This window comes from Pseudomonas putida, assembly GCF_001636055.1.
Lineage (GTDB): Bacteria > Pseudomonadota > Gammaproteobacteria > Pseudomonadales > Pseudomonadaceae > Aquipseudomonas > Aquipseudomonas machongensis.
The window spans coordinates 1,154,595-1,181,146 of record NZ_CP011789.1; the positions used below are offsets into that span (position 1 = coordinate 1,154,595).

At 64.5% G+C, this 26,552-nt stretch carries 25 protein-coding genes; 16 read left to right on the forward strand and 9 right to left on the reverse strand.

Annotated elements, in window-relative coordinates:
* Positions 1-18: 18 nt before the first annotated feature.
* From eutC to AB688_RS05215, 4 genes are all read right to left on the reverse strand, one after another.
* Positions 19-837, reverse strand: a complete 819-nt coding sequence (gene eutC, locus AB688_RS05200) for an ethanolamine ammonia-lyase subunit EutC (RefSeq protein WP_054892790.1) — start codon at positions 835-837, stop codon at positions 19-21.
* A gap of 8 nt (positions 838-845) precedes the next feature.
* The gene (locus AB688_RS05205) at positions 846-2,240 is read right to left on the reverse strand and encodes an ethanolamine ammonia-lyase subunit EutB (protein ID WP_054892791.1); all 1,395 of its coding nucleotides are present in this window, start codon (positions 2,238-2,240) and stop codon (positions 846-848) included.
* Positions 2,241-2,289: 49 nt separating this feature from the next.
* Complete coding sequence (eat, locus tag AB688_RS05210; RefSeq protein WP_054892792.1) at positions 2,290-3,738, reverse strand: ethanolamine permease; 1,449 nt, start codon at positions 3,736-3,738, stop codon at positions 2,290-2,292.
* 192 nt (positions 3,739-3,930) lie between these two features.
* A complete protein-coding gene (locus tag AB688_RS05215) occupies positions 3,931-5,451 on the reverse strand; it encodes an aldehyde dehydrogenase family protein (RefSeq protein ID WP_054892793.1) in 1,521 nt (506 codons plus the stop codon).
* 265 nt (positions 5,452-5,716) lie between these two features.
* Between AB688_RS05215 and AB688_RS05220 the strand changes: the two genes are divergently transcribed.
* The 4 genes from AB688_RS05220 to AB688_RS05235 all read left to right on the forward strand — a co-directional run bounded on the left by AB688_RS05220 (position 5,717) and on the right by AB688_RS05235 (position 10,007).
* Entirely contained in the window at positions 5,717-7,681 is a 1,965-nt protein-coding gene (locus AB688_RS05220; protein WP_063542578.1) for a sigma-54-dependent Fis family transcriptional regulator, read from the forward strand.
* A gap of 66 nt (positions 7,682-7,747) precedes the next feature.
* A complete protein-coding gene (gene mpl / locus AB688_RS05225) occupies positions 7,748-9,097 on the forward strand; it encodes a UDP-N-acetylmuramate:L-alanyl-gamma-D-glutamyl-meso-diaminopimelate ligase (RefSeq protein ID WP_063542580.1) in 1,350 nt (449 codons plus the stop codon).
* Positions 9,094-9,723 (forward strand): flavin prenyltransferase UbiX, encoded by a 630-nt coding sequence (gene ubiX / locus AB688_RS05230; RefSeq protein ID WP_063542582.1) that lies wholly within the window; start codon positions 9,094-9,096, stop codon positions 9,721-9,723. The genes mpl and ubiX overlap by 4 nt, the downstream gene beginning before the upstream one ends.
* Positions 9,720-10,007, forward strand: a complete 288-nt coding sequence (locus AB688_RS05235) for a YceK/YidQ family lipoprotein (RefSeq protein WP_063542584.1) — start codon at positions 9,720-9,722, stop codon at positions 10,005-10,007. Before ubiX ends, AB688_RS05235 begins: the two co-directional genes overlap by 4 nt.
* A 46-nt stretch (positions 10,008-10,053) precedes the next feature.
* Here AB688_RS05235 and AB688_RS05240 read toward each other — a convergent pair whose 3' ends face one another.
* The 3 genes from AB688_RS05240 to AB688_RS05250 form a co-directional block, all read right to left on the reverse strand.
* Positions 10,054-10,698: an oxidoreductase gene (locus AB688_RS05240; protein ID WP_063542588.1), complete on the reverse strand. Its 645-nt coding sequence runs from the start codon at positions 10,696-10,698 to the stop codon at positions 10,054-10,056.
* A gap of 27 nt (positions 10,699-10,725) precedes the next feature.
* Positions 10,726-12,459 (reverse strand): C13 family peptidase, encoded by a 1,734-nt coding sequence (locus AB688_RS05245; protein ID WP_063542591.1) that lies wholly within the window; start codon positions 12,457-12,459, stop codon positions 10,726-10,728.
* Positions 12,460-12,553: 94 nt separating this feature from the next.
* Positions 12,554-13,009 carry a MaoC family dehydratase gene (locus AB688_RS05250; RefSeq protein ID WP_054892800.1) on the reverse strand — a complete coding sequence of 152 codons (456 nt, stop codon included), beginning with the start codon at positions 13,007-13,009 and terminating at the stop codon, positions 12,554-12,556.
* Positions 13,010-13,157: 148 nt separating this feature from the next.
* Here AB688_RS05250 and AB688_RS05255 point away from each other — a divergent pair, with 148 nt between their 5' ends.
* The 3 genes from AB688_RS05255 to AB688_RS05265 are packed head-to-tail and all read left to right on the forward strand — an operon-like array spanning position 13,158 to position 14,833.
* On the forward strand, positions 13,158-13,520 hold the full coding sequence (locus AB688_RS05255; protein ID WP_054892801.1) for a CidA/LrgA family protein: 363 nt from the start codon (positions 13,158-13,160) through the stop codon (positions 13,518-13,520).
* Positions 13,517-14,233 carry an LrgB family protein gene (locus AB688_RS05260; RefSeq protein WP_063542592.1) on the forward strand — a complete coding sequence of 239 codons (717 nt, stop codon included), beginning with the start codon at positions 13,517-13,519 and terminating at the stop codon, positions 14,231-14,233. The genes AB688_RS05255 and AB688_RS05260 overlap by 4 nt, the downstream gene beginning before the upstream one ends.
* Positions 14,234-14,242: 9 nt before the next feature.
* Positions 14,243-14,833, forward strand: a complete 591-nt coding sequence (locus AB688_RS05265) for an LON peptidase substrate-binding domain-containing protein (protein WP_063542593.1) — start codon at positions 14,243-14,245, stop codon at positions 14,831-14,833.
* Between the two features lie 29 nt (positions 14,834-14,862).
* On the opposite strand, the gene AB688_RS05270 is transcribed toward AB688_RS05265, so the two are convergent.
* Together AB688_RS05270 and AB688_RS05275 are read right to left on the reverse strand one after the other, a co-directional pair.
* Entirely contained in the window at positions 14,863-16,179 is a 1,317-nt protein-coding gene (locus AB688_RS05270; RefSeq protein ID WP_054892804.1) for a bifunctional DedA family/phosphatase PAP2 family protein, read from the reverse strand.
* Between the two features lie 4 nt (positions 16,180-16,183).
* Positions 16,184-16,870 (reverse strand): DNA-3-methyladenine glycosylase, encoded by a 687-nt coding sequence (locus tag AB688_RS05275; RefSeq protein WP_063542594.1) that lies wholly within the window; start codon positions 16,868-16,870, stop codon positions 16,184-16,186.
* A 308-nt stretch (positions 16,871-17,178) separates the two neighbouring features.
* On the opposite strand from AB688_RS05275, the gene AB688_RS05280 reads away from it, so the two are divergent.
* The 9 genes from AB688_RS05280 (at position 17,179) to AB688_RS05320 (ending at position 26,496) form a co-directional block, all read left to right on the forward strand.
* Complete coding sequence (locus AB688_RS05280) at positions 17,179-18,444, forward strand: glutamate-5-semialdehyde dehydrogenase (RefSeq protein WP_054892806.1); 1,266 nt, start codon at positions 17,179-17,181, stop codon at positions 18,442-18,444.
* 1 nt (position 18,445) lies between these two features.
* The gene (gene nadD / locus AB688_RS05285; RefSeq protein ID WP_063542595.1) at positions 18,446-19,105 is read left to right on the forward strand and encodes a nicotinate-nucleotide adenylyltransferase; all 660 of its coding nucleotides are present in this window, start codon (positions 18,446-18,448) and stop codon (positions 19,103-19,105) included.
* A 45-nt stretch (positions 19,106-19,150) separates the two neighbouring features.
* Positions 19,151-19,573 carry a ribosome silencing factor gene (rsfS, locus tag AB688_RS05290; protein WP_054892808.1) on the forward strand — a complete coding sequence of 141 codons (423 nt, stop codon included), beginning with the start codon at positions 19,151-19,153 and terminating at the stop codon, positions 19,571-19,573.
* A 9-nt stretch (positions 19,574-19,582) separates the two neighbouring features.
* On the forward strand, positions 19,583-20,050 hold the full coding sequence (gene rlmH, locus AB688_RS05295) for a 23S rRNA (pseudouridine(1915)-N(3))-methyltransferase RlmH (RefSeq protein ID WP_054892809.1): 468 nt from the start codon (positions 19,583-19,585) through the stop codon (positions 20,048-20,050).
* Between the two features lie 17 nt (positions 20,051-20,067).
* Positions 20,068-21,963, forward strand: coding sequence for a penicillin-binding protein 2 (gene mrdA / locus AB688_RS05300; RefSeq protein WP_054892810.1), 1,896 nt, complete (start codon positions 20,068-20,070; stop codon positions 21,961-21,963).
* A gap of 38 nt (positions 21,964-22,001) precedes the next feature.
* Positions 22,002-23,105: a rod shape-determining protein RodA gene (rodA, locus tag AB688_RS05305; RefSeq protein WP_054892858.1), complete on the forward strand. Its 1,104-nt coding sequence runs from the start codon at positions 22,002-22,004 to the stop codon at positions 23,103-23,105.
* Between the two features lie 17 nt (positions 23,106-23,122).
* Positions 23,123-24,133 carry a lytic murein transglycosylase B gene (mltB, locus tag AB688_RS05310; RefSeq protein WP_063546624.1) on the forward strand — a complete coding sequence of 337 codons (1,011 nt, stop codon included), beginning with the start codon at positions 23,123-23,125 and terminating at the stop codon, positions 24,131-24,133.
* Positions 24,133-25,134, forward strand: coding sequence for a septal ring lytic transglycosylase RlpA family protein (locus AB688_RS05315; RefSeq protein WP_063542597.1), 1,002 nt, complete (start codon positions 24,133-24,135; stop codon positions 25,132-25,134). Before mltB ends, AB688_RS05315 begins: the two co-directional genes overlap by 1 nt.
* Positions 25,135-25,335: 201 nt before the next feature.
* Positions 25,336-26,496, forward strand: coding sequence for a D-alanyl-D-alanine carboxypeptidase family protein (locus tag AB688_RS05320; protein WP_054892812.1), 1,161 nt, complete (start codon positions 25,336-25,338; stop codon positions 26,494-26,496).
* Positions 26,497-26,552 lie beyond the last annotated feature (56 nt).

The following is a 26,552-nucleotide window of genomic DNA, read 5'->3' on the forward strand; positions in this document are numbered from 1 at the left end:
CCTTGGGTTACATGTTTTCTACCCTTCACCGAGCAGGAAGTTTCCGCATTTGCTGGACGAGTTTTCGCTGTCGATGCTGTGGACCTCGGCTTCATCCTTCAGGTTCACCCCTGAAAGCTGTCGGCGACAGGCCTCGCGCATCAGGTACAGCAGGCGATGCGCGGCCATGCCGTAGCTCAGGCCTTCCAGGCGCACGTTGGAGATGCAGTTGCGGTAGGCGTCGGTCAGGCCCACTTTCGGGGCGTAGGTGAAGTACAGGCCCAGGCTGTCGGGCGAGCTCAGGCCAGGGCGTTCGCCGATCAGCATCACGGTCATCCGCGCACCGAGCAGCTCGCCGACTTCGTCGGCCACCGCGACTCGGCCCTGTTCCACCAGGATCACCGGGGCGCTGCTCCAGCCATCGGCGGCGGCCTGTTCCTCGAAGCGGCTCAGCAAGGGCAGCGTGTGGCGATGCACGGCCAATGCCGAGAGGCCGTCGGCCACCACGATTGCCAGATCGACGCCGCCCGGGTTGGCCTGGGCGTGTTCACGCAGTTTCAGTGCCGAGTCGTCGCTCAGGCGCCGCCCAAGGTCAGGACGCTGCAGATACTGGTGACGATCGGCGGCGGCGCTGTGCAGCAACAGGCTGTCACGGCCACGGTCGCTCAGTTGCTGGCGCAGGCCGGCATGGTCGAAGGGCAGGTGCACCGCATCGCGGGCCTGGGCGTGGGCGAACTGGAAATCCAGCTGCGCCCCGGTCGGCAGGCTGGTACCGGTACGGCCCAGGGCGATGCGCGCGGGCGTCAGGTTGCGCAGGGCCAGCCAGGGGTTGTCATGCGTGGGGGTAGGTCGGTCCATGGTCGTCCCTATGCGAGCTGCGCCAACGCGTGGCGGAAGGCCGGAGGCAGGTTGTCGCCGAAGCGTACCCGGCCGTCGGCCTGGGTGAAGATGCCGGTGCGTTCCAGCCAGGCCTCGAATTCCGGGCCGGGTTTCAGGCCGAGCGTCTGGCGCGCGTAAAGCGCGTCGTGGAACGAGGTGGTCTGGTAGTTGAGCATGATGTCGTCGGAGCCTGGGATGCCCATGATGAAGTTGATCCCGGCGACACCGAGCAGGGTCAGCAAGGTGTCCATGTCATCCTGGTCGGCTTCGGCGTGGTTGGTGTAGCAGATGTCGCAACCCATCGGCACGCCGAGCAGCTTGCCGCAGAAGTGGTCTTCCAGGCCGGCGCGGATGATCTGCTTGCCGTTGTACAGATACTCCGGGCCGATGAAACCGACCACGGTGTTGACCAGGAATGGCTTGAAATGCCGGGCCACGGCGTAGGCGCGGGTCTCGCAGGTCTGTTGATCGACGCCGTGGTGGGCGTTGGCCGACAGCGCGCTGCCCTGGCCGGTCTCGAAGTACATGAGGTTCTGCCCGAGGGTGCCGCGCTTGAGCGATAGCCCTGCCTCGTAGCCTTCCTGGAGTACGTTGAGGTTGATGCCGAAGCCAGCGTTGGCGGCCTCGGTGCCGGCGATGGACTGGAACACCAGGTCCAGCGGCACGCCGCGGTTGATCGCCTCGATCGAGGTGGTGACGTGGGTGAGCACGCAGGCCTGGGTGGGAATGTCGTAGCGCTGGATGATCGCGTCGAGCATTTCCAGCAGGGCGCAGATCGAGGCGATGCTGTCGGTCGCCGGGTTGATGCCGATCATGGCGTCGCCGTTGCCGTACAGCAGGCCGTCGAGGATGCTGGCGGCGATGCCGGCGGGCTCGTCGGTGGGGTGGTTGGGCTGCAGACGGGTCGACAGCCGCCCGCGCAGGCCCATGGTGCCGCGAAACGCGGTGACCACGCGGATCTTCTGTGCCACCAGCACCAGGTCCTGGACGCGCATGATCTTCGACACGGCGGCGGCCATTTCCGGCGTCAGGCCGGGGGCCAGGGCGCGCAGGCTGGCTTCGTCGGCCGCTTCGCTGAGCAGCCAGTCACGCAGGCCGCCGACGGTGAGGTGGCTGACCGGGGCGAACGCGGCGGCGTCATGGGTGTCGATGATCAGCCGGGTGATCTCGTCCTGTTCGTAGGGGATCAGCGCTTCGCTGAGAAAGTGACTGAGCGGGATGTTGGCCAGGGCCATCTGCGCGGCGACCCGTTCGCCGTCGTTGGCGGCGGCGACGCCGGCCAGGAAGTCGCCCGAACGCGCCGGGCTGGCCTTGGCCATGACTTCCTTGAGGCTGTCGAAGCGGTAGACCAGATTGCCTACCGTGTGTACGAAACTTGCCATACAGAATCTCCAGAGCGCCGCAGGGCTGGCCTGCGGCGTAAGTCGGCGATCAGTGCAAGGCCTCTTCGGCCTTCTGGATCGCGGCGAATTCCTCTTCCGGCGTCCCGGCCACCAGATGGTGACGACTGTAGAAAGCAAAGTAGGCAATTAATACCGCATAGATCACGGCAGCGCCAATCACCACGCGTGGGTCGACCAGGAAGCCGGCGACCACGGCGATGCAGGCCAGCACCAGGGCCACGCCCGAGGTGAAGATGCCGCCGGGGGTACGGTACGGGCGCTCCATCTTCGGCCGACGGATGCGCAGGGTGATGTGCGCGGCCATCATCAGCACGTAGGACAGGGTGGCACCGAACACCGCGACCAGGATCAGCAGGTCACCCTGGCCAGTCAGCGACAGGGCGAAACCGATGATGCCGGGGATCACCAGGGCCAGTACCGGCGCCTTGCTCTTGTTGGTTTGCGAGAGCTTGCGCGGCAGGTAGCCCGCGCGCGAAAGCGCGAAGATCTGCCGCGAATAGGCGTAGATGATCGAGAAGAAGCTGGCGATCAGCCCAGCCAGGCCGACCAGGTTGACGAAGCCGCCCATCCAGGTCGAGCCGCCGTACGCCTTCGACAGTGCCTCGACCAGCGGGTTGCCCGAAGCCTTGAGCGCTTCGGAGCCGGCGCCGCCGGGGCCGACCACCAGGATCAGCAAGGCGAAGGCCAGCAGCACCAGCATCGCGCCGATCAGGCCGCGGGGCAGGTCGCGCTTGGGGTTCTTGGTCTCTTCGGCGGCCAGGGGCACGCCTTCGACGGCGAGGAAGAACCAGATCGCATAGGGGATCGCCGCCCAGATGCCGACATAGCCGAATGGCAGGAAGCTGCTGGCGCCGACGGCGTCGGTCTTGGCGATGTCGAACAGGTTGGCTGCATCAAAATGGGGCACCATGCCGATCAGGAACACCGCCAGTGCAATCGCAGCGACGGCGGTGATGATGAACATCAGCTTCAGCGCCTCGCCGACCCCGAAGATGTGGATGCCGATAAAGACGATGTAGAACGCCAGGTAGATCATCCAGCCGCCGATGCCGAACAGCGATTGGCAGTAGGCGCCGATGAACACGGCGATGGCGGCGGGGGCGATGGCGTATTCGATGAGGATCGCCGTGCCGGTGAGAAAGCCGCCCCAGGGCCCGAACGCGCTGCGGGCGAAGCCGTAGCCACCGCCAGCGGTGGGGATCATCGAGGACAGCTCGGCCAGCGAGAAGCACATGCACAGGTACATGGTGGCCATCAGCAGCGTGGCCAGGAACATGCCGCCCCAGCCACCTTGGGCGAGGCCGAAGTTCCAGCCGGCGTAGTCGCCGGAAATCACGTAGGCCACGCCCAGGCCCACCAGCAGGACCCAGCCTGCGGCGCCTTTTTTCAGTTCACGCTGCTGGAAATAGTCGGAGCCGACTTTCTCGAAATCTACGGAGGAGCTTGCCGGCGTGCCGGCGGATTGATCGCTTGGCATGGATTCACCTGTTGTTTTTTTGCGGGCCGGAAGGGGTTCCGGACCTTGGTGATTGTGTTGCAGGAAGCGAGCCAGAGCGGTTGGAGCGCGCCAACCGGCCTGAAATCTGGTGGATGCAGGTCGGGCCTCTTCGCGGGCACGTCGCAGCGGCGGTTCGCCGCTGCGACGTGCCCGCGAAGGGCGCACCTCGGTTTAGAAGAAGCCCAGCGGATTGATGTCGTAGCTCACCAGCAGGTTCTTGGTCTGCTGGTAGTGGTCGAGCATCATCTTGTGGGTTTCACGGCCGACGCCGGACTTCTTGTAGCCACCGAACGCGGCATGCGCCGGGTACAGGTGGTAGCAGTTGGTCCACACGCGGCCGGCCTTGATGCCCCGGCCCATGCGGTAGGCGCGGTTGATGTCGCGGGTCCAGACGCCGGCACCCAGGCCGAACTCGGTGTCGTTGGCGATCGCCAGGGCTTCGGCTTCATCCTTGAAGGTGGTGACGCTGACCACCGGGCCGAAGATTTCCTCCTGGAACACACGCATCTTGTTGTTGCCCTTGAGCAGGGTCGGCTGGATGTAATAGCCGGTGGCCAGCGAGCCATCGAGTTGCTCTACCTTGCCGCCTGTGAGCAGCTCGGCGCCCTCTTCCTGGGCAATCTTGAGGTAGGACTGGATCTTCTCGAACTGCTGCTGCGAGGCCTGCGCGCCGACCATGGTATCGGTGTCCAGTGGGTCGCCGCGCTTGATCTGCAGCACCTTCTTCATCACCACTTCCATGAACTGCGGGTAGATCGACTCCTGCACCAGGGCACGGGACGGGCAGGTGCACACCTCGCCCTGGTTGAAGAAGGCCAGGACCATGCCTTCGGCGGCCTTCTCGATGAAGGTCGGCTCGGCTTGCATGATGTCTTCGAAGTAGACGTTCGGCGACTTGCCGCCCAGCTCCACGGTGGACGGGATGATGTTCTCGGCGGCGCATTTCATGATGTGCGAGCCCACCGGGGTGGAGCCGGTGAAGGCGATCTTGGCGATGCGCTTGCTGGTGGCCAGCGCTTCACCGGCTTCGCGGCCGTAGCCCTGCACCACGTTGAGCACGCCCTTGGGCAGCAGGTCGCCGATCAGTTCGAGCAGTACGGTGATGCCCAGCGGGGTCTGCTCGGCGGGCTTGAGCACCACGCAGTTGCCGGCGGCCAGGGCCGGGGCGAGCTTCCAGGCGGCCATCAGCAGCGGGAAGTTCCACGGGATGATCTGGCCGACCACGCCCAGCGGTTCGTGGATGTGGTAGGCGACAGTGTTTTCGTTGATCTCGGCGGCGCCGCCTTCCTGGGCGCGAATGCAGCCGGCGAAATAGCGGAAATGGTCGACCGCCAGCGGGATGTCGGCGTTGAGGGTCTCGCGGATCGGTTTGCCGTTGTCCCAGGTTTCGGTGATGGCCAGTACTTCGAGGTTCTGCTCGATGCGGTCGGCGATCTTCAGCAGAACGTTGGAGCGGTCCTGCACGCTGGTACGGCCCCAGGCGTCGGCGGCGGCGTGGGCGGCATCCAGGGCTTTGTCGATGTCTTCGGCAGTGGAGCGGGGGAATTCTGCGATCAGCTTGCCATTCACCGGCGAGGTGTTCTCGAAGTATTGCCCTTTGACCGGAGCTACGAACTCGCCGCCGATGTAGTTGCCGTAGCGGCTCTTGAACGAGACCTTGGCGCCCTCGGTACCGGGATGTGCGTAACGCATGGTGTGTCTCCTGGCTATTGTGTTTGTTGGGGAGTTGGAAAGCGTAGAGCAAAGGTCGGGCCAGTGCTTTGCAGCCCTTTGCGATCAATGACTTGGATCAGTTGTCGAGCGACTTCGAGCGGGTGTTGTGCCGAGAGCGGTACAGGCAGGGTGACACTTTGTGCCATTGGCGAGACGCTGCTGACTCGGCGGTCGGGCCGTCATTGCAAAGCGTTCCCGGGAGGAGGATGCTGGCGGGACGCTTCATCTGCGGAGAACAACAAAAATGCAGAGCAACGCTTTCAGTCGCCATGCCCAGCAGGTGCTCACGGTCGCTCGCGGGCAGCCCCACGGCCCGGCCAGCGACCCGTCCATCGCGCGCTCCTGGCTGCGCTGCCTCGAGGACTATCACCTCGACCCTGCGCTGGCCCAGGCTCCGGTGGTGCTCGAGCACGGGCGCCTGCTGGAGAGTCGCGAACGCCTGCAGCAGGTGCTGCAGATCGCCGATGGCGAGATGAACAGCCTGCATCAGCAGTTGTCCGGCTCGGGCCACGCGGTGCTGCTTACCGATGCCCGCGGCGTGATCCTCAACTGCGTCACCGCGCCCAGCGAGCGACGGATCTTCGAGCGTGCCGGGCTGTGGCTCGGTGCAGACTGGAGCGAGGCGCGCGAGGGCACCAATGGCATCGGCACCTGCCTGGTCGAGCGCCAGGCCCTGACCATTCACCAGGACGAACACTTTCGTGGCCGCCATACCGGGCTGACCTGCTCGGCCAGCCCGGTGTTCGATCCGCACGGCGAGCTGCTGGCCGTGCTAGATGTATCCTCGGCGCGCCCGGATGTCTCGCGCCAGAGCCAGTTCCATACCATGGCGCTGGTCAACCTCTCGGCGAAGATGATCGAGAGTTGCTATTTCCTGCGGCACTTCGAGCATCACTGGTTGTTGCGCTTTCATCTGCAGGCCGAGTCAGTCGGGCTGTTCAGCGAGGGGCTGCTGGCCTTTGACGGCGATGGCCGGGTCTGTGCGGTCAACCAGAGCGCGCTGAACCTGTTGGGCAGCATTCGTGGCGGGGTGCTGGGCAAGTCGGTTGGGCGCTTCTTCGCCTGCAGTCACGACGAGCTGTTCAGCCGCGCCACGACGCAAGGCAGTGCGGCCTGGCCGCTGCGTACCCATGACGGACGTCAGGTCTTTGCCAGCGTGCGCGGGCAGGCGCACAAGCCGGTGTGGTCGGTGCCAGCGTCCTTGCCGCTGGCCACCCCGCGTGCCGAGCCTGGCATCTGCCTGCTCGACCCGGCCCTGCAACGGGATTTTCATCGTGCGTTGCGGGTTTACCAGCGCGATGTGCCGTTATTGCTGCGTGGCGAAACCGGTTGCGGCAAGGAGGCGTTTGCCCAGGCCGTGCACCAGGCCAGCGAACGTAGCGCCAAGCCGTTCGTGGCGATCAACTGCGCATCGATTCCGGAAAGCCTGATCGAGAGTGAACTGTTCGGCTATCGCGGCGGCAGTTTCACCGGGGCGCGCAAGGAAGGGATGCGCGGCAAGCTGCTGCAAGCGGATGGTGGCACCTTGATGCTGGACGAGATCGGCGACATGCCGCTGGCCCTGCAGACCCGCCTGCTGCGAGTGCTGGAGGAGCGTCAGGTGGTGCCGATCGGGGGTGAGCCGCAGGCGGTGGACCTGCGCATCGTCAGCGCCACTCACCGGGATCTGCTGGAGCGGGTGGCGCAGGGGGCGTTCCGTGAGGATCTGTATTACCGGCTCAATGGGCTGGAAGTTGCGCTGCCAGCGGTGCGTGAGCGCAGCGACAAGGCTCAGTTGCTGGATTTCCTGCTGAGTCAGGAGGCCGAAGGGCAGGCCATCGAGATCGCGCCCGAGGCGCGTGAGGCGTTGTTGGGCTTTGCCTGGCCGGGGAACGTACGGCAGATGCGCAATGTGCTGCGCACCTTGGTGGCGTTGTGCGATGGTCAGCGCATCGAGTTGTCTGACCTTCCCCAGACTGTTGTGGGAATGGGATTGCCCCGCGCTGGCTCAAGCGGGGGCAGCGATGTTGACTGTGCTGACGCCATCGCGGGACAAGCCCGCTCCTATAGAAATGATCGTGCACCGCTGGAAAGTGCCGAGCGCGATGCACTGTTGAAGGTACTGGAGGCAAACCGCTGGCACATGACCCGCGTCGCTGAACACTTGGGCATCAGCCGCAATACCTTGTATCGAAAACTGCGCAAACACGGTATCGCCAGGGCCAGTTGAGCGAAACAGCGGGTGCGATTTCCCTCGCCCTGGGCTACCCTGCCTCGATGTTTTGCGAGGTCGATCATGCACATTCACATTCTCGGTATTTGCGGCACTTTCATGGGTTCGCTGGCGGTGCTCGCCAAGGAGCTCGGCCATCGCGTCACCGGTTCCGACGCCAACGTCTATCCGCCGATGAGCACTCAGCTCGAGGCTCAGGGCATCGAGCTCACCCAAGGCTACGATCCGGCCCAGCTGGAGCCGGCTCCTGACCTTGTGGTCATCGGCAACGCCATGTCGCGTGGCAACCCTGCCGTGGAATACGTGCTGAACAAAGGCCTGCCTTATGTCTCCGGCCCGCAGTGGCTGGCCGACCATGTGCTGCAGGGCCGCTGGGTGCTGGCCGTGGCCGGTACCCATGGCAAGACCACCACCAGCAGCATGCTGGCCTGGGTACTGGAGCATGCGGGCATGAGCCCGGGCTTCCTGATCGGCGGCGTGCCGCAGAACTTCTCGGTCTCGGCGCGCCTGGGCGGCACGCCGTTCTTCGTGGTCGAGGCCGACGAATACGACAGCGCCTTCTTCGATAAGCGTTCGAAGTTCGTGCATTACCACCCGCGCACCGCGATCCTCAACAACCTTGAGTTCGATCATGCGGATATCTTCCCGGATCTGGCGTCCATCGAGCGGCAGTTCCACCATCTGGTTCGGACCATTCCGAGTGAGGGGCTGGTCATCCACCCGACCACCGAGCAGGCGCTCGAGCGGGTCATCGGCATGGGCTGCTGGACTCCGGTGCAAACCACTGGCGAAGGTGGCCAGTGGCAGGCGCGCCTGCTGAGTCCGGACGGTTCGCGCTTCGAAGTGCTGTTCGACGGTGAGGCACAAGGGGTGGTGGACTGGGCCTTGACTGGCCAGCACAACGTCGCCAATGCCCTGGCCACGCTCGCCGCCGCGCGCCATGTCGGCGTGGTGCCGGCCATGGGCATCGATGGCCTCAGCGCCTTCAAGAGCGTCAAGCGGCGCATGGAGAAGGTCGCCGAGGTGCAGGGTGTGACCATCTACGACGATTTCGCCCACCACCCCACCGCCATCGCCACCACCCTCGACGGCCTGCGCAAGCGTGTGGGCGAGGCACCGGTGATTGCGGTGATCGAGCCGCGCTCCAACTCCATGAAACTGGGCGCCCACCGTGATGGCCTGCCGGAAAGTGTCAACGACGCCGACCAAGTGATCTGGTACGCCCCGGCCAACCTGGGCTGGGACCTGGCCGCCACGGCGGCGCAGTGCTCGGTGCCGAGCGTGGTGGCGGACAGCCTCGAGGCGATCATCGAGCGGATCAAGGGCCAGGCACGTCCGGGCACCCATGTGGTGATCATGAGCAATGGCGGCTTCGGCGGTCTGCACGGCAAGCTGGCCGAGGCCCTGAAGTGAGCGGCCCGGAGCGCATCACCCTGGCGATGACCGGCGCCTCCGGGGCGCAATACGGCCTGCGCCTGCTCGATTGCCTGGTGCGTGAGGACCGTGAGGTGCACTTCCTCATCTCCAAGGCGGCGCAACTGGTGATGTCCACCGAAACCGACGTGCTGCTGCCGCCCAAGCCGCAGGCGATGCAGGCCTTCCTGACCGAATACACCGGTGCTGCCGATGGGCAGATTCGCGTGTATGGCAAGGAAGACTGGATGTCGCCGGTGGCTTCGGGCTCCGGCGCCCCGGCGGCGATGGTGGTTGTGCCCTGTTCGACCGGCACGCTGTCGGCAATCGCCACCGGTGCTTGCAACAACTTGATCGAGCGGGCGGCGGACGTGACGCTCAAGGAGCGCCGGCAACTGATCCTGGTGCCGCGTGAAGCGCCGTTCTCCACTATCCACCTGGAGAACATGCTCAAGCTCTCGCAGATGGGCGCGGTGATCCTGCCGGCGGCGCCGGGCTTCTATCACCAGCCGCAGACCATCGATGACCTGGTGGACTTCGTTGTCGCGCGAGTGCTCAACCTGCTGAACATCCCCCAGGACATGTTGCCGCGCTGGGGCGAGCATCATTACGGGGTCGATGATTGAAGCGCGTGCTGACAGGCTTGCTGCTGCTGGGCTGCCTGAGTGGTTGCGCGACAGTGCGAACGCTGGATGCCAACCAGCCGGGGGCGCCAGTGGTGTATGCCGGCACTCGGCTGGACCTGTATGTGATGAATGGCGGGTGCTGCCCTGAGGATCGCTTCGGGGCCAAGGCACCGGGCTATCCTGCGCTGGATCTGCCCGGGAGCATGTTGCTCGATACACTGCTGCTGCCGCTATCGGTGCTGACGGCGCTGGGGGTTGGATTCAACGCCAGTGGCGGCCTGTAACGGCCCTTTCGCGGGTTTACCCGCGAAGAGGCCTTGGAAGGTATTGCTATTTCTTGCCCAGCTTGCGCAACTCGTCAGACTCGACCACGCGGATCCCGTCCTCTTCCTCCAGTGCCAGGCGCCACAGCGCGCGGGCCAGGGTGCAGGCCTCGATACCTTTGTACTTGCCGGGAATCAGCCGGGCGAATGGCCCGGCCAGTCGCTCGGCCAGCCGTGGTTCGAGCCGTTCGCCCAGCAGCAGCGACGGCCGTACGATGGTCAACTGCGGCCAGTCCTGAGCCTTGAGCGCCTCTTCCATCTCGCCCTTGACCCGGTTGTAGAAGATCGATGATTTAGGGTCTGCACCGATTGCACTGATCACCAGCAGATGGCGTGCGCCCAGCTCGCGTGCGCGCTTGCTGAAGGCCACGACCATGTCCAGGTCGACTGCACGGAAGGCGGTTTCGGAGCCGGCCTGCTTGAGTGTGGTGCCCAGGCAGCAGAAGGCGATATCGACGCGCCCGGCCAGTTGCGGGAGAAACACCGCCGGGTCACCCACCGGGTTTTCCAGGTGCGGATGCTCGGCCAGCGGCCTGCGGGTAGGCGCCAGCACACGGCTGATGGTGGGTTCGTTGAGCAGGCGGTCGAGCAGGTGTTCACCCGTAAGACCCGTGGCTCCGGCAAGCAGGACATGCTGAGGCGTCAAGTACATGATGTCTCTCCCTTGTTACAGCTCAGCTTAGCGGGTTCCAGGCTTTTTTGCCTGCTCCGGCGCGGCTGGCTGGGCCTTGTTCTTCAAGGCCTCCTCGGCTTGTTGCCGACGCAGGCGCTGCCAGTGCGCGAGCACCTGTGGCGGTGCCCAGATCTGCGGTTCGGAGGCCTCGAAACCTTCCCTTCGTTCCCGTTCGGCAACGCTGTTGCGCGCCAGTTCAAACGCTTGTTTCAGGTCGTCGGTCTGGTTCAGTGCCTGGGCGAACAGGGCATCGCCGAAATAGGTGAAGTCGGCTTCTTCGGAGCAGCCGAACGAGACTCGGTCGGGGCGCGCTGCCGTCATGATCAGCGTGCGTTCATCCTTGAGCGGGGCGATGTAGCCACCTGAATAGCAGGCGGAGATGACAATCACCTTGTCGCGATCTTTCAGGGGGGAGAGGGCGTTGGCCAGTTCGTCGGCTGACAGGTCTGCCAGTTGCAGGCGCGGCTGGTCGAGTACCAGTTGGTGGTCATGGCTGCCGTGGCTGGTCAGGTAGACGAACACGATATCTTCCGGGCCACTGCGTTCGGCCAGTGTACGGGCTGCACGGGTGAGGTTCTCGCGGGTGGCCATCGGGCGGTCGGCCAGGTGGTCGCGGTGATTGACCAGGGTGACCTGACCGCGGGCGCCGAAACGCACCCTGAGCATGTTGCTGACATAGTCGGCTTCGCGCAGGAACACGCTCTGCTGGCCATCGCCGGCCAGGACCAGGCTGTACAGCTGGATGGGTGGGGCCGAGCGCGGTACTTTGGCCAGGGCCTCGTCGAGCAGCTTGCCCTGGTTGAGCAGGGCAAGGTCCAGCGGGTCGGGCAGCAGCGTGCCCTTGTCGTCGCGCACGCGCACGCCATTGATCCACTGGCCGGCCTCGACGCGGCCATCGGCTTGGATCAGCCGACCGCTACCCTGGTAGACGTCGTTGGCGAAGCCGCCAATGTACTGGCTGCCGTCCGCCAGGTGCAGATGGCCTTTGCCTGAGAAGCGCCAGTCCTGGAAGCCGCCCTTGTAGCGGCTGCCGTCGCTGCCCAGCAACTCGCCCTGGCCGCTGAGCGCACCATCCTTGAAGTCGCCGATCCACACATCGCCGTCGGCGTTTTCGTAGCGGCCGCGGCCTTCGAGGCGGTTTTCCTTGAATTCGCCGATGTACTGCTCGCCTTCGACGCTGTCGAAGGTGCCGGCACCTTCGAGTTGACCATCGATGAAGTGGCCGCTGAACTGGTTGCCGCTGGCATCGCTGCGCACTCCGGCGCCATTGGGCTTGCCCTTGGCGAACAGGCCCTGGTAGCGGCTGCCGTCAGCCAGTTCGAGCTGGCCGGCGCCCTCGTACAGATCATCCTTGAACTGGCCGCGGTAGGTCTGGTCGTGCTGCTTGAGGGTGCCTTCGCCGTCGCGCCGGCCATGCTTGAAGGTGCCGGCATAGTGGCTGCCAGGGGTGGTCAGGTCGCCCAGGCCTTCGAACAGCCCGGCGGCGAATTGGCCGCGATAGACCTCGCCATTGCTGCCGTGCCACTCACCCTGGCCATGCCACTGACCGTCCTTGAACGTGCCCGCATACCAGCTGCCGTTGGGATAGTCGATGCGGCCTTCGCCCTGCAGCAGACCATTGACCACCTCACCCCGGTAGCGCCCGCCGTCGGGCAGGCGCGCGTCCGGCGGCGACAGCGGTTCGCCTTCGCCGCAGGCAGCGAGCAGCAGGATCAGGGTCAGGGGCAGCAGCGGGCGCATGGCGTAATCCGAGCACAAAGGTGCGCCGAGTATGCCGCAGAATCGGGGTGTGAGACAGCCGTGGCCGGGGCCGGTGAACGGCCCCGGTGCTGCCTCAGACGAAGCAGAGCGACAGTGGCTCGGCGATGTAGGCCGGTTTTTCCTGGCCTTCGATCTCGAGGGTGACGGTGGCCTTGAGCAGCCATTGGCCGGGCTTCTTCTCGGTCGCGTCGGTGAGGTCCACCTTCAGGCGCACGCGGCTGTCGACTTTCACCGGCTGGATGAAGCGCACGCTGTCCAGCCCGTAGTTGACCACCATCTTCAAGCCCTCGGGCAGCACGAGGATGTCTTCCATCAGCTTGGGAATCAGCGACAGGCTGAGGAAGCCGTGGGCGATGGTGGAGCCGAAGGGGGTCTTGGCGGCTTTCTCCGGATCGACATGAATGAACTGGAAATCGCCGGTGGCCTCGGCGAACAGGTTGATGCGCTGCTGATCGATCTTCAGCCATTCGGAACGTCCCAGTTCCTTTCCAACGTACTGCGAAAGCTCTGCAACAGGTACATAGGGCATCGCGACTCTCCGGGTTGTCTTTTGGTACGAAGGTGCAAGATCACCACGGTGCACCGTTGCGGTCAAGTTCTTCCCTTTTCGGCGAATATCGCCTTATACAGGCAGGACGCATGCTTATAATGGCGCGCGATGCCCCAAGGAGATGCTTATGCTGTTGCGTGGATTGACCTGGCTGGTGGTGTTCCAGTTGCTGGGCACGGCGATCAATCACCTGGTACTGCCCATGTTGCCGGGCCCGATCATCGGCCTGCTGTTGCTGCTGGCCTGCCTGATGATCCGCGGCGAAGTTGGCAAACCGCTCAACGAGGCCGCCAGCAGCCTGCTGCGTTACCTGCCGTTGCTGCTGGTGCCGCCAGCCGTCGGCGTGATGGTCTATGCCCGCGACATCGCCGCCGACTTCTGGGCCATTGCCGGTGCGCTGGTGATCTCCTGCCTGGTCACCCTGGTGTTCGTCGGCGTACTGATGCAGAAGCTGATCCATCGCCACGGCAAGCACGAGGAACAGCCATGAGCCTCGACTGGCAGGGTGCACTGCAAGCCGTCATTCACCACCCCTTGTTCGGGATTGGTATCACGCTTGGGGTTTACCAACTGGTGCTCGCCGGCTACGAGCGCACCCGTTGGATCTTCCTGCAACCGGTATTGGTGTCGATGCTGGTCCTGATCGGTGTGCTGCTGGCGTGTGGCATCGACTACAGCGAGTACAAGCGCAGCACCGAAATCCTCAATATTCTCCTCGGGCCGGCCACCGTGGCCCTGGCGGTCCCGCTCTATCTCAACCTGAGGCGTATCCGCCAACTGTTCTGGCCGATCTTTACTACGCTGGTAATCGGGGGAGTGTTCGCCACCTTGGCCTGCGTGACGCTAGGCTGGTGGTTCGGCGCCGAACACATGATCCTGATGACCATGGCGCCCAAGTCGGTGACCTCGCCCATCGCCATGCTGGTGGCCGAGCAGATCGGTGGCGTAGCGGCACTGGCGGCGGTATTCGTGCTGATCACCGGGGTGATCGGCGCCATCTTCGGCCCGGCCCTGCTGACGCGCTGTGGTGTGCTCAGCCCCGAGGCGCGGGGTATGGCCCTGGGCGTCACCGCACACGCGGTGGGCACCTCGGCGGCCTTGCAGGAAAGTGATGAATGCGGCGCTTTCGCCGCGCTGGCGATGAGCCTGATGGGCGTGGCCACGGCGGTGTTCCTGCCGCTGGCAGTCAGTCTGGTGGCTTGAGGAGTCGAGATGACGTTACCGCTGTTCCCCCTCAATACCGTGCTGTTTCCCGGCTGCTTGCTCGACTTGCAGATCTTCGAGGCGCGCTACCTGGACATGATCGGCCGCTGCATGAAGCAGGGCGAAGGTTTCGGGGTGGTGTGCATTCTTGAGGGCGATCAAGTGGGGAAGGCTCCGGCAGGCATCGCTGAGTTCGGCTGCGAGGCGCTGATACGCGACTTCGTGCAGCAGGACAACGGCCTGCTGGGCATCCGTGTCGAAGGTGTGCGGCGCTTCAGGGTGGAGCAGACCGACGTGCTCAGGGACCAGTTGATGGTCGGTGAGGTGCAGTGGCTGGTCGATCAGGCGGACAGCCCGCTGGGCGAGCAGGACGATGACCTGCTGGCGCTGCTGGTGGCCCTGGGCGAGCACCCGATGGTCGAGGCGCTGGACATGCCGCGCGAGGTGGACGGGCGCCAGTCGCTGGCCAACCAGCTGGCGTACCTGCTGCCGTTCATGGAAGAGGACAAGGTCGACCTGCTGGCGATCGACTCGCCAGTGCAGCGGCTGGAGGCGATCCAGACGCTGCTGGAGCGTATCCAGGGCGAGTTGTTTGCCTGAGGTCGCGGGCGTAACTCGCGCGCATCGCTTCAATACTGATAACGCAGCAACGCCTTGGGCAGCGAATGCATGGCGAAGAACGCCAGCAGCGCGATACACGCCGGCAAGATCAGCCACCACACCTTTTGCGGCAGTGCTCTCAATGGCTCGCGATACTGCACCAGCGTCAGGCTGGCCGCACACACGCAGCATGCCAGCAGGGCGCCGGCCAGGATGTCGGTCGGCCAGTGTGCGCCCAGGTACACCCGTGACAGGGCGATCGACAGCGCTGGCAGCACTCCCAATAGCACCCAGGTCAGGCGCATGCGCGGCGGCTGGCCGCGACCGGCCAACACCGCCAGCACCAGGAAGAACGCAAAGGATGCCGAGCTGTGCCCGCTGGGCATGCTGTAGCTGGTCAGCGGATCGACCAGCACTTCCGGGCGTGCCCGGGCGAACAGCCATTTCAGCGAGCCGTTGCACAGCGCGGTACCGATCAGTGCGCCGCCGGCGAACAGCGCATGGCGCCACTGCCGTGCCAGTAGCAGGAGGCCGGTCAGCAGGCCACCGAGGAAGAACTGGGTCTTGAAGTCGCCCAGGCGGGTGACGATGACCACGGCACCGTCGATGGCCTTGCTGCGATGCTCCTGCACCAGGGTCATCACGCCCTGGTCGAATTCGTGCAGGTAGGGCCAGCCGAGGAACACGCCCGCCAGGGCCACCAGGCTCAGGCCTGCGATCAAGCGGGTGCCGTGGCGCTGGTCGCGAATGCTTGCGTTGAAACTCAGGCCCACCAGCACGGCCAGACCACCGGCGATGATCCCCGCGTCCAGCCAGAACCCTTCAGGCAGGGGCAGGCGCATCGCTGCGCCCGTGGCCCAGCCGGGCAGCAGGTAGGCCACCGACCAGCCGGCACCGGCCACCAGGCTCACGGCGATGAAACGCGGCAATGGCATGTCGAACATGCCGGCGACCATCGGCAGCATCGGCCGCAGCGGGCCGATGAAGCGGCCCACCAGCAGGCTGGCGATACCGTAGCGCTGGAAGTAGGTTTCGGCGCTGCCGATCCATTCAGGGTGGTGGCGCAGCAGCGGCAGGCGCCGGATATTCTGGTGGAAGTACTTGCCGATGGCGTACGACATGGCGTCACCGAGCATGCCGCCGAGAAAACCCAGCAGCAGCGTTTCGCCCAGGCTGAAGGTGCCGCTGCCGGCCAGCACCGCCACAGCGAACAGCAGCACCGTACCGGGCACGATGATGCCGGCGATGGCCAGGCATTCGATGCAGGCGATCAGGAAAATGGCCAGGCCAAGCCACTGCGGGTTGGCGCTGAGCCAGCTGGTCAGGCTGTCGAGCCATTGGCTCATGGTGTCAGTTTCCTTGTTCCAGAATGAAGAAATCCCGTCCTTCGACCTGGCCCCGACGCAGCGGGTTCCGGGTGCAGAAACGGGCGAATTCGGCGTCCACGAAGCGGTACGGCAGGTGTTCGTCGCGGCCGTGGGGGATGCCCAGGCGGGTGGTCTGGATCACACGCGGCACGCTGACGGCGCAATCTTCGACGTAGAGCCGCTGCGGGTCGAAACGGCGGGCGTCCCAGTCCGGCACCTTCAGGCCCAGAGCGCGGCACAGCAGGGTCTGACCGGCGCACAGGCGCTCTGCCGGGCGCAGGTTGCCGCTGGCATCCGGGTTGTTCAACTGCATCTGCGCCAGGCTGTTGTCATCGGAGAGTGCGTCGACCCAGGGATAGGCCGACTTGATCAGCACGGCGTTGCCCGGCCCGTGGGCGCTGAAGTTCAACGAGTCGCCGCCGCGGGCGTAATACATGTAGATGTGTCCGCCGTCGAGGAACAGCGCCTTGCGCTTATCCGTATAGCCGAGCGAGGCGTGGCTGCCTTTGTCGGTAAGGTAGTAGGCCTCGGTCTCGATGATGCGGGCGGCCAGCCACAGGTCGCCGTGGCGGTGGCGGATGACCTTGCCCAGCAGCGCGCGGGCGAGGGTCTGGGCGTCGCGGTCGAAGAAGCTGTCGGGCAGGGCAAGGGCCGGGCAGGGGGCGGGCATATTCGCGGTTCGTGGTGGTGAGGGCAGGGATGATAGCAATGAACGGCTTAATCGAGGCTGAACCATGTTGTAACCGGGTGGATCTTCCCGGGGGGACGCCCGCTTCTGCCCAGGCCACGCCACGCCTGGCAGGAGCGGGCTTGCCCGCGAAAGAGTCGACGCCATAAACGGCCAGTTCCGATACTGGTAGTTACATCTTTCCTACATATTTCCGCTGCCATCTTCTACCATCCGCCACCCGCCGCTGGGCGTACCCGAGCGCGGCAGTTATAATCAGCCGATTTCCCCTTCGCCAAGACACCGAACCCATGACCGAGTCCGTTCTTGACTACATGACCCGCCTGGGTCGCGCCGCCCGTGAGGCCTCGCGGGTGATCGGCCGCGCCAGCACTGCGCAGAAGAATCGCGCCCTGCAGGCCGCCGCCGACGCGCTCGACGCAGGCCGCGCCGAGCTGACCGCAGCCAACGAACAGGACCTCGCCGCAGGCCGTGCCAATGGCCTTGAGCCAGCGCTGCTGGACCGTCTGGCGCTCACCCCGGCGCGTATCGACGGCATGATCACCGGCCTGCGCCAGGTCGCTGCGCTGCCGGATCCTGTCGGTGCGATCCGCGACATGAGCTACCGTCCGTCGGGCATTCAGGTCGGCAAAATGCGCGTCCCCCTCGGTGTGATCGGCATCATCTACGAGTCGCGTCCGAACGTCACCATCGACGCCGCCAGCCTGTGCCTGAAGTCCGGCAACGCCACCATCCTGCGTGGCGGCTCGGAGGCCATCCACTCCAATCGCGCCATCGCTGCCTGCATCCAGCGCGGCCTGGCCGAGGCCGACCTGCCGCCAGCCGTGGTGCAGGTGGTCGAAACCACCGACCGCGAAGCCGTCGGTGCGCTGATCAGCATGCCCGAGTTCGTCGATGTCATCGTTCCGCGTGGTGGCCGTGGCCTGATCGAACGCATCAGCCGCGATGCTCGCGTGCCGGTGATCAAGCACCTGGACGGCATCTGTCACATTTATGTCGATGCGCACGCCGACCTGGAGAAGGCCGCGCGCATTGCCTTCAACGCCAAGACCTACCGCTACGGCATCTGTGGCGCCATGGAGACGCTGCTGGTCGATGCCAGCGTGGCCCAGGCGTTCTTGCCAGATATGGCCCGCCGCTTCGAAGAGAAGGGCGTCGAGCTGCGTGGCTGCGAGCGTACCCAGGCGATCATCGCCGCCAAGCCGGCCACCGAGGACGACTGGCACACCGAGTACCTGGATGCGATCCTGTCGATCCGCATCGTCGATGGCCTGGATCCGGCCATCGAGCACATCAATCACTATGGCTCGCACCACACCGACTCGATCGCCACCGAGCACCAGGGTAATGCCCGGCGCTTCATGGCCGAGGTCGATTCGGCGTCGGTCATGCTCAACACCCCGACCTGCTTTGCCGATGGCTTCGAGTATGGCCTGGGCGCGGAGATCGGCATTTCCACCGACAAGCTGCACGCCCGCGGTCCGGTCGGCCTTGAAGGGCTGACCTGCGAAAAATACGTGGTGATCGGCGACGGTCAGCTGCGCGGGTCCTGCTGAGTTGAGCAAGCCCCCGGCAGTCCGGCGTATCGGCATTCTCGGCGGCACCTTCGACCCGGTGCACATCGGCCACCTGCGCAGCGCGCTGGAAGTGGCCGAGTTCATGGGGCTGGACGAGTTGCGCCTGCTGCCCAACGCCCGGCCGCCGCACCGCGACACACCGCAGGTGGCCGCCACCGACCGGCTGGCCATGGTGCGCAGTGCGGTACAAGGGGTCGAGGGCTTGAGCGTGGATGCCCGTGAGCTGGCGCGCGACAAACCGTCGTACACCATCGACACCCTGGAGTCGATCCGCAGCGAACTGAACGCGCACGACCAGCTCTACCTGGTGCTGGGCTGGGATGCCTTCTGTGGTCTCCCGGGCTGGCACCGCTGGGAAGAGCTGCTGCAACACTGTCACATCCTGGTGCTGCAACGCCCGGATGCCGATGTCGAACCCCCCGATGAGCTGCGCAACCTTCTGGCTGCGCGCTCGCAGAGCGATCCCACCGCCATGTCCGGCCCGGCGGGGAACATTTCGTTCGTCTGGCAGACGCCGCTTGCGGTGTCCGCCACACAGATCCGGCAGCTGCTGGCCAGCGGCAAGTCGGTTCGGTTCCTGGTGCCGGACGCAGTACTGGCCTACATCGAGGCGCACGGTCTGTACCGTGTGTCCAACTGAGGGCGCTGCAGGGCGCCTCATTACAACGAGTTGAACGAGTTTTATATGACCAAGCAGAAAATCAATGGCGAAGAACTGGTCGAACTGACCAAGGCCGCGCTGGAAGACGTCAAGGCCCAGGATATCCAGGTCATCGACGTGCGCGACAAGCACAGCCTCACCGACTACATGATCATTGCCACCGGTACCTCCAACCGCCAGATCAACGCGATGCTGGAAAAGGTCCGTGAGGCCGTCAAGGCCAAGGGCGCGCAGCCGCTGGGCGAAGAAGGCAAGGGCGACAGCGACTGGGTGCTGCTGGACCTGAACGACGTCATCGTGCACATGATGACCGCCGCTGCCCGTCAGTTCTACGACCTGGAGCGCCTGTGGCTGGGCGCCGAGCAGAGCCGTGCTGCTGATGCCAAGCACCACAGCCCGGAAAACGCCAGCGACTACTTCACCGACAAACTCAAGGATCGGGAATAAGGAAGCGTCGTGCGTCTGCGTCTGATCGCGGTCGGCTCGCGCATGCCGAAGTGGGTCGAGGAAGGCTGGCACGAATACGCCAAGCGCCTCCCCGCCGAGCTGTCGTTGGAGCTGGTTGAAATTCCGCTGAACACCCGTGGCAAGAACGCCGACGTTGCCCGCCTGATCCGTCAGGAGGGCGAGGCGATGCTGGCCAAGGTCCAGCCCGGTGAACGGATCGTCACGCTCGAAGTCCATGGCAAGCCGTGGAGCACCGAGCAGCTGGCGACCGAGCTGGATCGCTGGCGCCTGGATGCGCGTACGGTCAACCTGATGGTGGGCGGCCCGGAAGGGCTGGCGCCGGAAGTCTGTGCCCGCGCCGAACAGCGCTGGTCGCTGTCGCCGCTGACCCTGCCGCACCCGTTGGTGCGGATACTCATCGGTGAACAGATCTATCGCGCCTGGACCGTGTTGTCCGGGCACCCTTACCACAAATGACTTCGTAAGCCTGTCCGATGCCGCAGCAGATCCGCCTCAAGGACCACGAGAAAGACGCCCGCCTGGTGCGCAACCGCGTCGTGGTCGGCGCGGTGGCGATCATGCTGCTCGTGTCCGTGCTGATCGCGCGCCTGTATTACCTGCAGATCATCCAGTACGACTACCACTCGACGCTGTCGGAGAACAACCGGGTGCATGTGCAGCCGATTCCGCCGACCCGTGGGCTGATCTTCGACCGCAACGGGGTGATCGTTGCCGATAACCGGCCAAGCTTCAGCCTGACCATGACCCGCGAACGGGCAGGCAAGTGGCAGGAGGTGCTGGATACCATCATCGAGGTGCTCGAACTGAGCGAAGATGATCGTGCCCTGTTCGAGCGCCGCATGAAGCAGGGTCGTCGGCCGTTCGAGCCGGTGCCGATCCTGTTCGAACTGAGCGAGGAGCAGATCGCCCGCGTCGCGGTGAACCAGTTCCGTCTCCCCGGCGTTGAGGTGGCGGCGCAACTGGTGCGGCATTACCCACAAGGGGCGCATTTCGCCCATTCGGTGGGCTATGTCGGGCGGATCAACGAGAAGGAGCTCAAGTCCCTCGATCCGGTGAACTACAGCGGCACCCATCATATCGGCAAGACCGGTATCGAGCGCTTCTACGAGGACGACCTGCACGGCCAGGTTGGCTACGAGGAAGTCGAGACCAACGCTCGCGGCCGTGTATTGCGGGTGCTCAAGCGCACCGACCCGATTCCTGGCAAGGATATTGTCCTGAGCCTGGACATCAAGCTGCAGGAGGCCGCCGAAGAGGCGCTGGCCGGGCGCCGTGGTGCGATCGTCGCCCTCGATCCGCGCACCGGCGAGGTCTTGGCGATGGTCAGCCAGCCGAGCTTCGACCCCAACCTGTTCGTCACCGGCATCAGCTTCAAGGCCTATGCCGAGCTGCGCGATTCGATCGACCGCCCGCTATTCAACCGCGTGCTGCGCGGCCTGTACCCGCCGGGCTCGACCATCAAGCCGGCAGTGGCCATCGCCGGCCTGGACAGCGGCGTGGTCAATGCCAGCAGCCGGGTATTCGATCCGGGCTATTACCAACTGCCCAACTATGACCACAAGTACCGCAACTGGAACCGTACCGGCGATGGCTGGGTGGATCTGGATGTGGCGATCATGCGCTCGAACGACACCTACTTCTACGATCTTGCACACAAGATGGGGATTGATCGGTTGTCGGCCTACATGAACAAGTTCGGTATCGGCCAGAAAGTCTCGCTGGACATGTTCGAGGAGTCGCCCGGGTTGATGCCATCACGTGAGTGGAAGCGCGCCACCCGCCGCCAGGCCTGGTTCCCCGGCGAAACGCTGATCCTGGGCATTGGCCAGGGCTACATGCAGGCAACGCCCCTGCAACTGGCCCAGGCCACCGCGCTGATCGCCAACAAGGGCAAGTGGAACCGTCCGCACCTGGCCAAGACCATCGAGGGCAAGCAGCCGGTGGATGAGAATCCGATGGAAGACATCGTGCTGCGCGACAAGAACGACTGGGCCCGGGTCACCCATGGCATGGAGCAGGTGATGCACGGCGCGCGCGGTACCGCGCGCAAGGCCGCGCTCGGGTCGCAATACCGCATCGCCGGCAAGAGCGGTACCGCGCAGGTGGTGGCGATCAAGCAGGGCGAGAAGTACGACCGCAACAAACTCCAGGAGCGTCACCGCGACCACGCGCTGTTCGTCGCCTTCGCACCCGCCGAAGATCCGAAGATCGTGGTCTCGGTAATGGTCGAGAACGGCGAGTCCGGCTCCGGCGTCGCCGCCCCCGTGGTGCGCCAGGTCATGGACGCCTGGTTGCTCGACGAAAACGGCCGGCTCAAGCCCGAATTTGGCCCTGCCACTGCCACTGTCGCCCAGGAAACGGCCCCGTGAAGAACAATTTCGATCGCATGCTTTCCAGCGAGGACGTGATGCGCAGGCGCGCCAGCTTCCTGCAGCGCATCCATGTCGACGGTCCACTGCTGCTCATTCTGCTGACGCTCGCCGCCGGCAGCCTGTTCGTCCTCTATTCGGCCAGCGGCAAGAACTGGGACCTGCTGATGAAGCAGGCCAGTTCCTTCGGCATCGGCCTGGTTTCCATGTTCATCATCGCCCAGCTCGAGCCGCGCTTCATGGCGCGCTGGGTGCCGTTGGCCTACGTGGCGGGGGTGCTGTTGCTGGTGGTGGTGGACGTGATGGGCCACAACGCCATGGGCGCCACGCGCTGGATCAACATTCCCGGGGTGATTCGCTTCCAGCCCTCGGAGTTCATGAAGATCATCATGCCGGCGACCATCGCCTGGTACCTGTCCAAGCGCACCCTGCCGCCCCATCTGAAACACGTGGCAATCAGCCTGGTGTTGATCGGTGTGCCGTTCATCCTTATCGTCCGACAACCTGACCTTGGCACGGCTTTGCTGATCCTTGCCTCCGGCGCGTTCGTGCTGTTCATGGGCGGCTTGCGCTGGCGCTGGATCATCAGCGTGGTGACGGCGGCCGTACCGGTGGCTGTGGCGATGTGGTTCTTCGTGATGCATGACTATCAGAAGCAACGGGTCCTGACCTTCCTCGACCCCGAGAGCGATCCGCTGGGCACTGGCTGGAACATCATCCAGTCCAAGGCCGCGATCGGTTCGGGCGGCGTGTTCGGCAAGGGCTGGCTGCTGGGCACCCAGTCGCACCTGGACTTTCTGCCCGAAAGCCACACCGACTTCATCATTGCCGTACTGGGTGAGGAATTCGGCCTGGTGGGCATCTGTCTGCTGCTGATCATCTACCTGTTGCTGATCGGTCGCGGCCTGGTCATCACCGCGCAGGCTCAGACCCTGTTCGGCAAGTTGCTGGCCGGCAGCCTGACGATGACCTTCTTTGTTTATGTATTCGTCAACATCGGTATGGTGAGTGGCCTGCTGCCCGTGGTGGGTGTGCCGTTGCCCTTTATCAGCTATGGCGGAACTTCGTTGGTGACGCTGCTGTCAGCGTTTGGCGTTTTGATGTCGATCCACACGCACCGCAAATGGATCGCACAGGTTTGAAAAAGGTGAAGAATTTCATGCAAGCAGTGCGTGGCTGGGCTGCCCGTTGTATGCCGTGGATCGGCGCGATGGGGCTGCTCGGCGCTGTCCAGCAGGCCAATGCCGGCGACTATGACGGCTCGCCCAAGGTGGCCGAATTCGTTGGCGAAATGACCCGCGACTACGGCTTTGCCGGCGAGCAACTGATGGGTGTATTCCGCGAGGTGCAGCGCAAGCAGGCGATCCTCGACGCGATCTCGCGTCCGGCCGAGCGGGTCAAGCCCTGGAAGGAATACCGCCCGATGTTCATCACCGATGCGCGCATCGCCCGCGGTGTCGACTTCTGGCGCCAGCACGAAGCCGTGCTGGCCCGCGCCGAGCAGGAATACGGCGTCCCTGCCCAGTACATCGTCGCGATCATTGGCGTGGAAACCTTCTTTGGCCGCAATACCGGCAGCTACCGGGTCATCGATGCCTTGTCGACGCTGGGCTTCGACTACCCGCCGCGCGCCGAATTCTTCCGCAAGGAGCTGCGAGAGTTCCTCCTGCTGGCGCGCGAGGAGCAACTCGACCCACTCACGCTCAAGGGGTCCTATGCTGGCGCTATGGGCCTGCCGCAGTTCATGCCGAGCAGTTTTCGCAATTACGCCGTGGATTTCGACGGCGACGGCCACATCAATATCTGGAACAACCCGGATGATGCCATCGGCAGTGTGGCCAGCTATTTCAAGCGCCACGGCTGGGTCGCCGGGCAGCCCGTGGTCAGCCGGGCCCAGGTCAGCGGTGCGCGTGTCGACGAGGGCCTGACCACCGGCATCGAGCCTGTGAAGACGGTCGGGGAGTTGCGAGCGCTGGGCTGGTCGAGTCATGATGCGCTGCGCGATGATCTGCCGGTCACGGCGTTCCGGCTCGAAGGCGACAACGGCCCCGAATACTGGATGGGCCTGAAGAACTTCTACGCGATCACGCGTTACAACCGCAGCGTGATGTATGCCATGGCGGTGCATCAGCTCTCGCAACAGCTGGTCCAGGCACGGGGCGTCAAGTAATGCGCGAATTGTTCAAAGTCAATACCTTCAAGTTGCTGACTTGCGCCGCCATCGGCGTATTGCTGGTCAGCTGTTCTTCCAGCCGTCCGACCTCGCAGGGGGGCGGCAACACCGTTCGCTCGCAGCCGGGCCTGGACATCAACCGTGCTCACAAGGACGGTGCACCCTGGTGGGACGTGGACGTCAACAAGATTCCCGACGCTACCCCGACCGTGCACACCGGCAACTACAAGGCCAACCCGTACACCGTGCTGGGCAAAACCTATTACCCGATGCAGGACTCGCGCAACTACCGCGCCGAGGGCACGGCGTCGTGGTACGGCACCAAGTTCCACGGGCAGAACACCGCCAACGGTGAGCTTTACGACCTCTACGGCATGAGCGCGGCGCACAAGACCCTGCCGCTGCCGGCCTATGTGCGGGTGACCAACCTGGCCAACGGCCGCAGTGTGATCCTGCGCGTCAACGACCGCGGGCCATTCTATTCGGACCGCATCATCGACTTGTCGTACGCCGCGGCGAAGAAGCTCGGTTACGCCGAAATCGGCACCGCCCATGTGCGCGTCGAAGGCATCGACCCGCAGCAGTGGTGGGCGCAGAAGGGCCAGCAGCCGCCATTGATGCTCAAGGAGCCGCAGGTCGCCCAGGCGCAGCCGATCCCCGCCAGCACCGGGCGTGTCGAACAATGGACCCCGCCGCCGCAGCAGCACGCTGCTCCCGTGGTGCCGGTGCAGGTGGCCGGCAACAACGTACCGGGCAACAGCGGCGGCAGCTTCCTTCAGGTCGGCGCCTTCGCCAACCCGGACGCCGCCGAGCTGTTGCGTTCGAAGTTGAGCACCATGGTCAGTGCGCCGGTGTTCATCAGTTCCATCGTGCGCAACCAGCAAACGCTGCACCGGGTACGTTTGGGGCCGATCAGCAGCCAGGGTGAAATCCAGCAGGCGCAGGACAGCATTCGCCTGGCGAACCTGGGGCAGGCCAAGCTGGTCACAGCAGACTGACGACGCAGTACCTTCCGGCGCGGGTTTGCCCGTGAGCAAGACGATGCCGACCTGTCGGTTTGTTCATGAATTGCCAGGTCCGGCCATGTACAATGGCGGTTTTGCCCCTTGGGGCATGGGCTGTCCGCCAGCCCCGAAGCAGACTGAAACGCCGTGGTATCCCCACGGAACATCAGACCATTAGCGATTTACGAGAGACGGATGAACATCACCAACCTTGCCAAACGACTTTGCCTGCCCGTACTGCTGCTGATCGTGCCCGCTGCCTTTGCAGCCGAGCAGATGATGCCAGCACCTCCGCAGTTGGCAGCCAAGTCCTATGTACTCATGGATGCGTCCAGCGGCAACGTGCTGGTCGAGAACAACGGTGACGAGCGCCTGCCGCCAGCCAGCCTGACCAAGCTGATGACCGCCTACATCGCCACCCTCGACATCCGTCGTGGCCAGATCGGCGAGAACGACCCGGTGACCGTCAGCGAGAACGCCTGGCGTACCGGCGGTTCGCGCATGTTCATCAAGGTCGGCAGCCAGGTGACCGTCAGCGATCTGCTGCACGGCATCATCATCCAGTCGGGCAACGATGCCTCGGTAGCCCTTTCCGAGCACATCGCCGGCAGTGAAGACGCCTTCGCCGACATGATGAACAAGACTGCCGCCGACCTGGGCATGTCCAATTCGCACTTCATGAACCCGACCGGCCTGCCGAACCCCGAGCACTATTCCTCGGCCCACGACATGGCCCTGCTGGCGCGTGCGATCATCAACGAAGATCCGGCGCACTACGCGATCTACTCGCAGAAAGAGTTCTACTGGAATAACATCAAGCAGCCTAACCGCAACCTGCTGCTGTGGCGCGACAAGACCGTCGACGGTCTGAAGACCGGCCACACCGAGGAAGCCGGCTACTGCATGGTGGCCTCGGCCGTTCGCGATGGCCAGCGTCTGATCGCGGTGGTGTTCGGCACCAACAGCGAGCAGGCCCGTGCCGCCGAAACGCAGAAGCTGCTGACCTACGGTTTCCGCTTCTTCGAAACCCAGACCTTCTACCAGAAGGGTACCGAGCTGACTCAGGCGCCGGTCTGGAAGGGCGCCACCGCTCAAGTCAAGGCGGGTCTGGCCAACGACCTGACCATGACCATGCCTAAAGGCCAATTGAAACGCCTCCAGGCTTCGATGACCATGAACCCGCAGCTGACCGCTCCGATCGCCAAAGGTGACGTGATCGGTAAAGTGGAAGTCAAACTGGACGAGAAAGTGGTGCACAGCGCCGACCTGATCGCCCTGGATGGCGTCGAGGAAGGTGGTTTCTTCCGCCGTATGTGGGATAGCATCCGCCTGTTCTTCTACGGTTTGTTCAACTGATACGTGACCGGCCATGCCCCCGCGCAACCGCTCGGGGGCATTGTTGTTGCCACGCC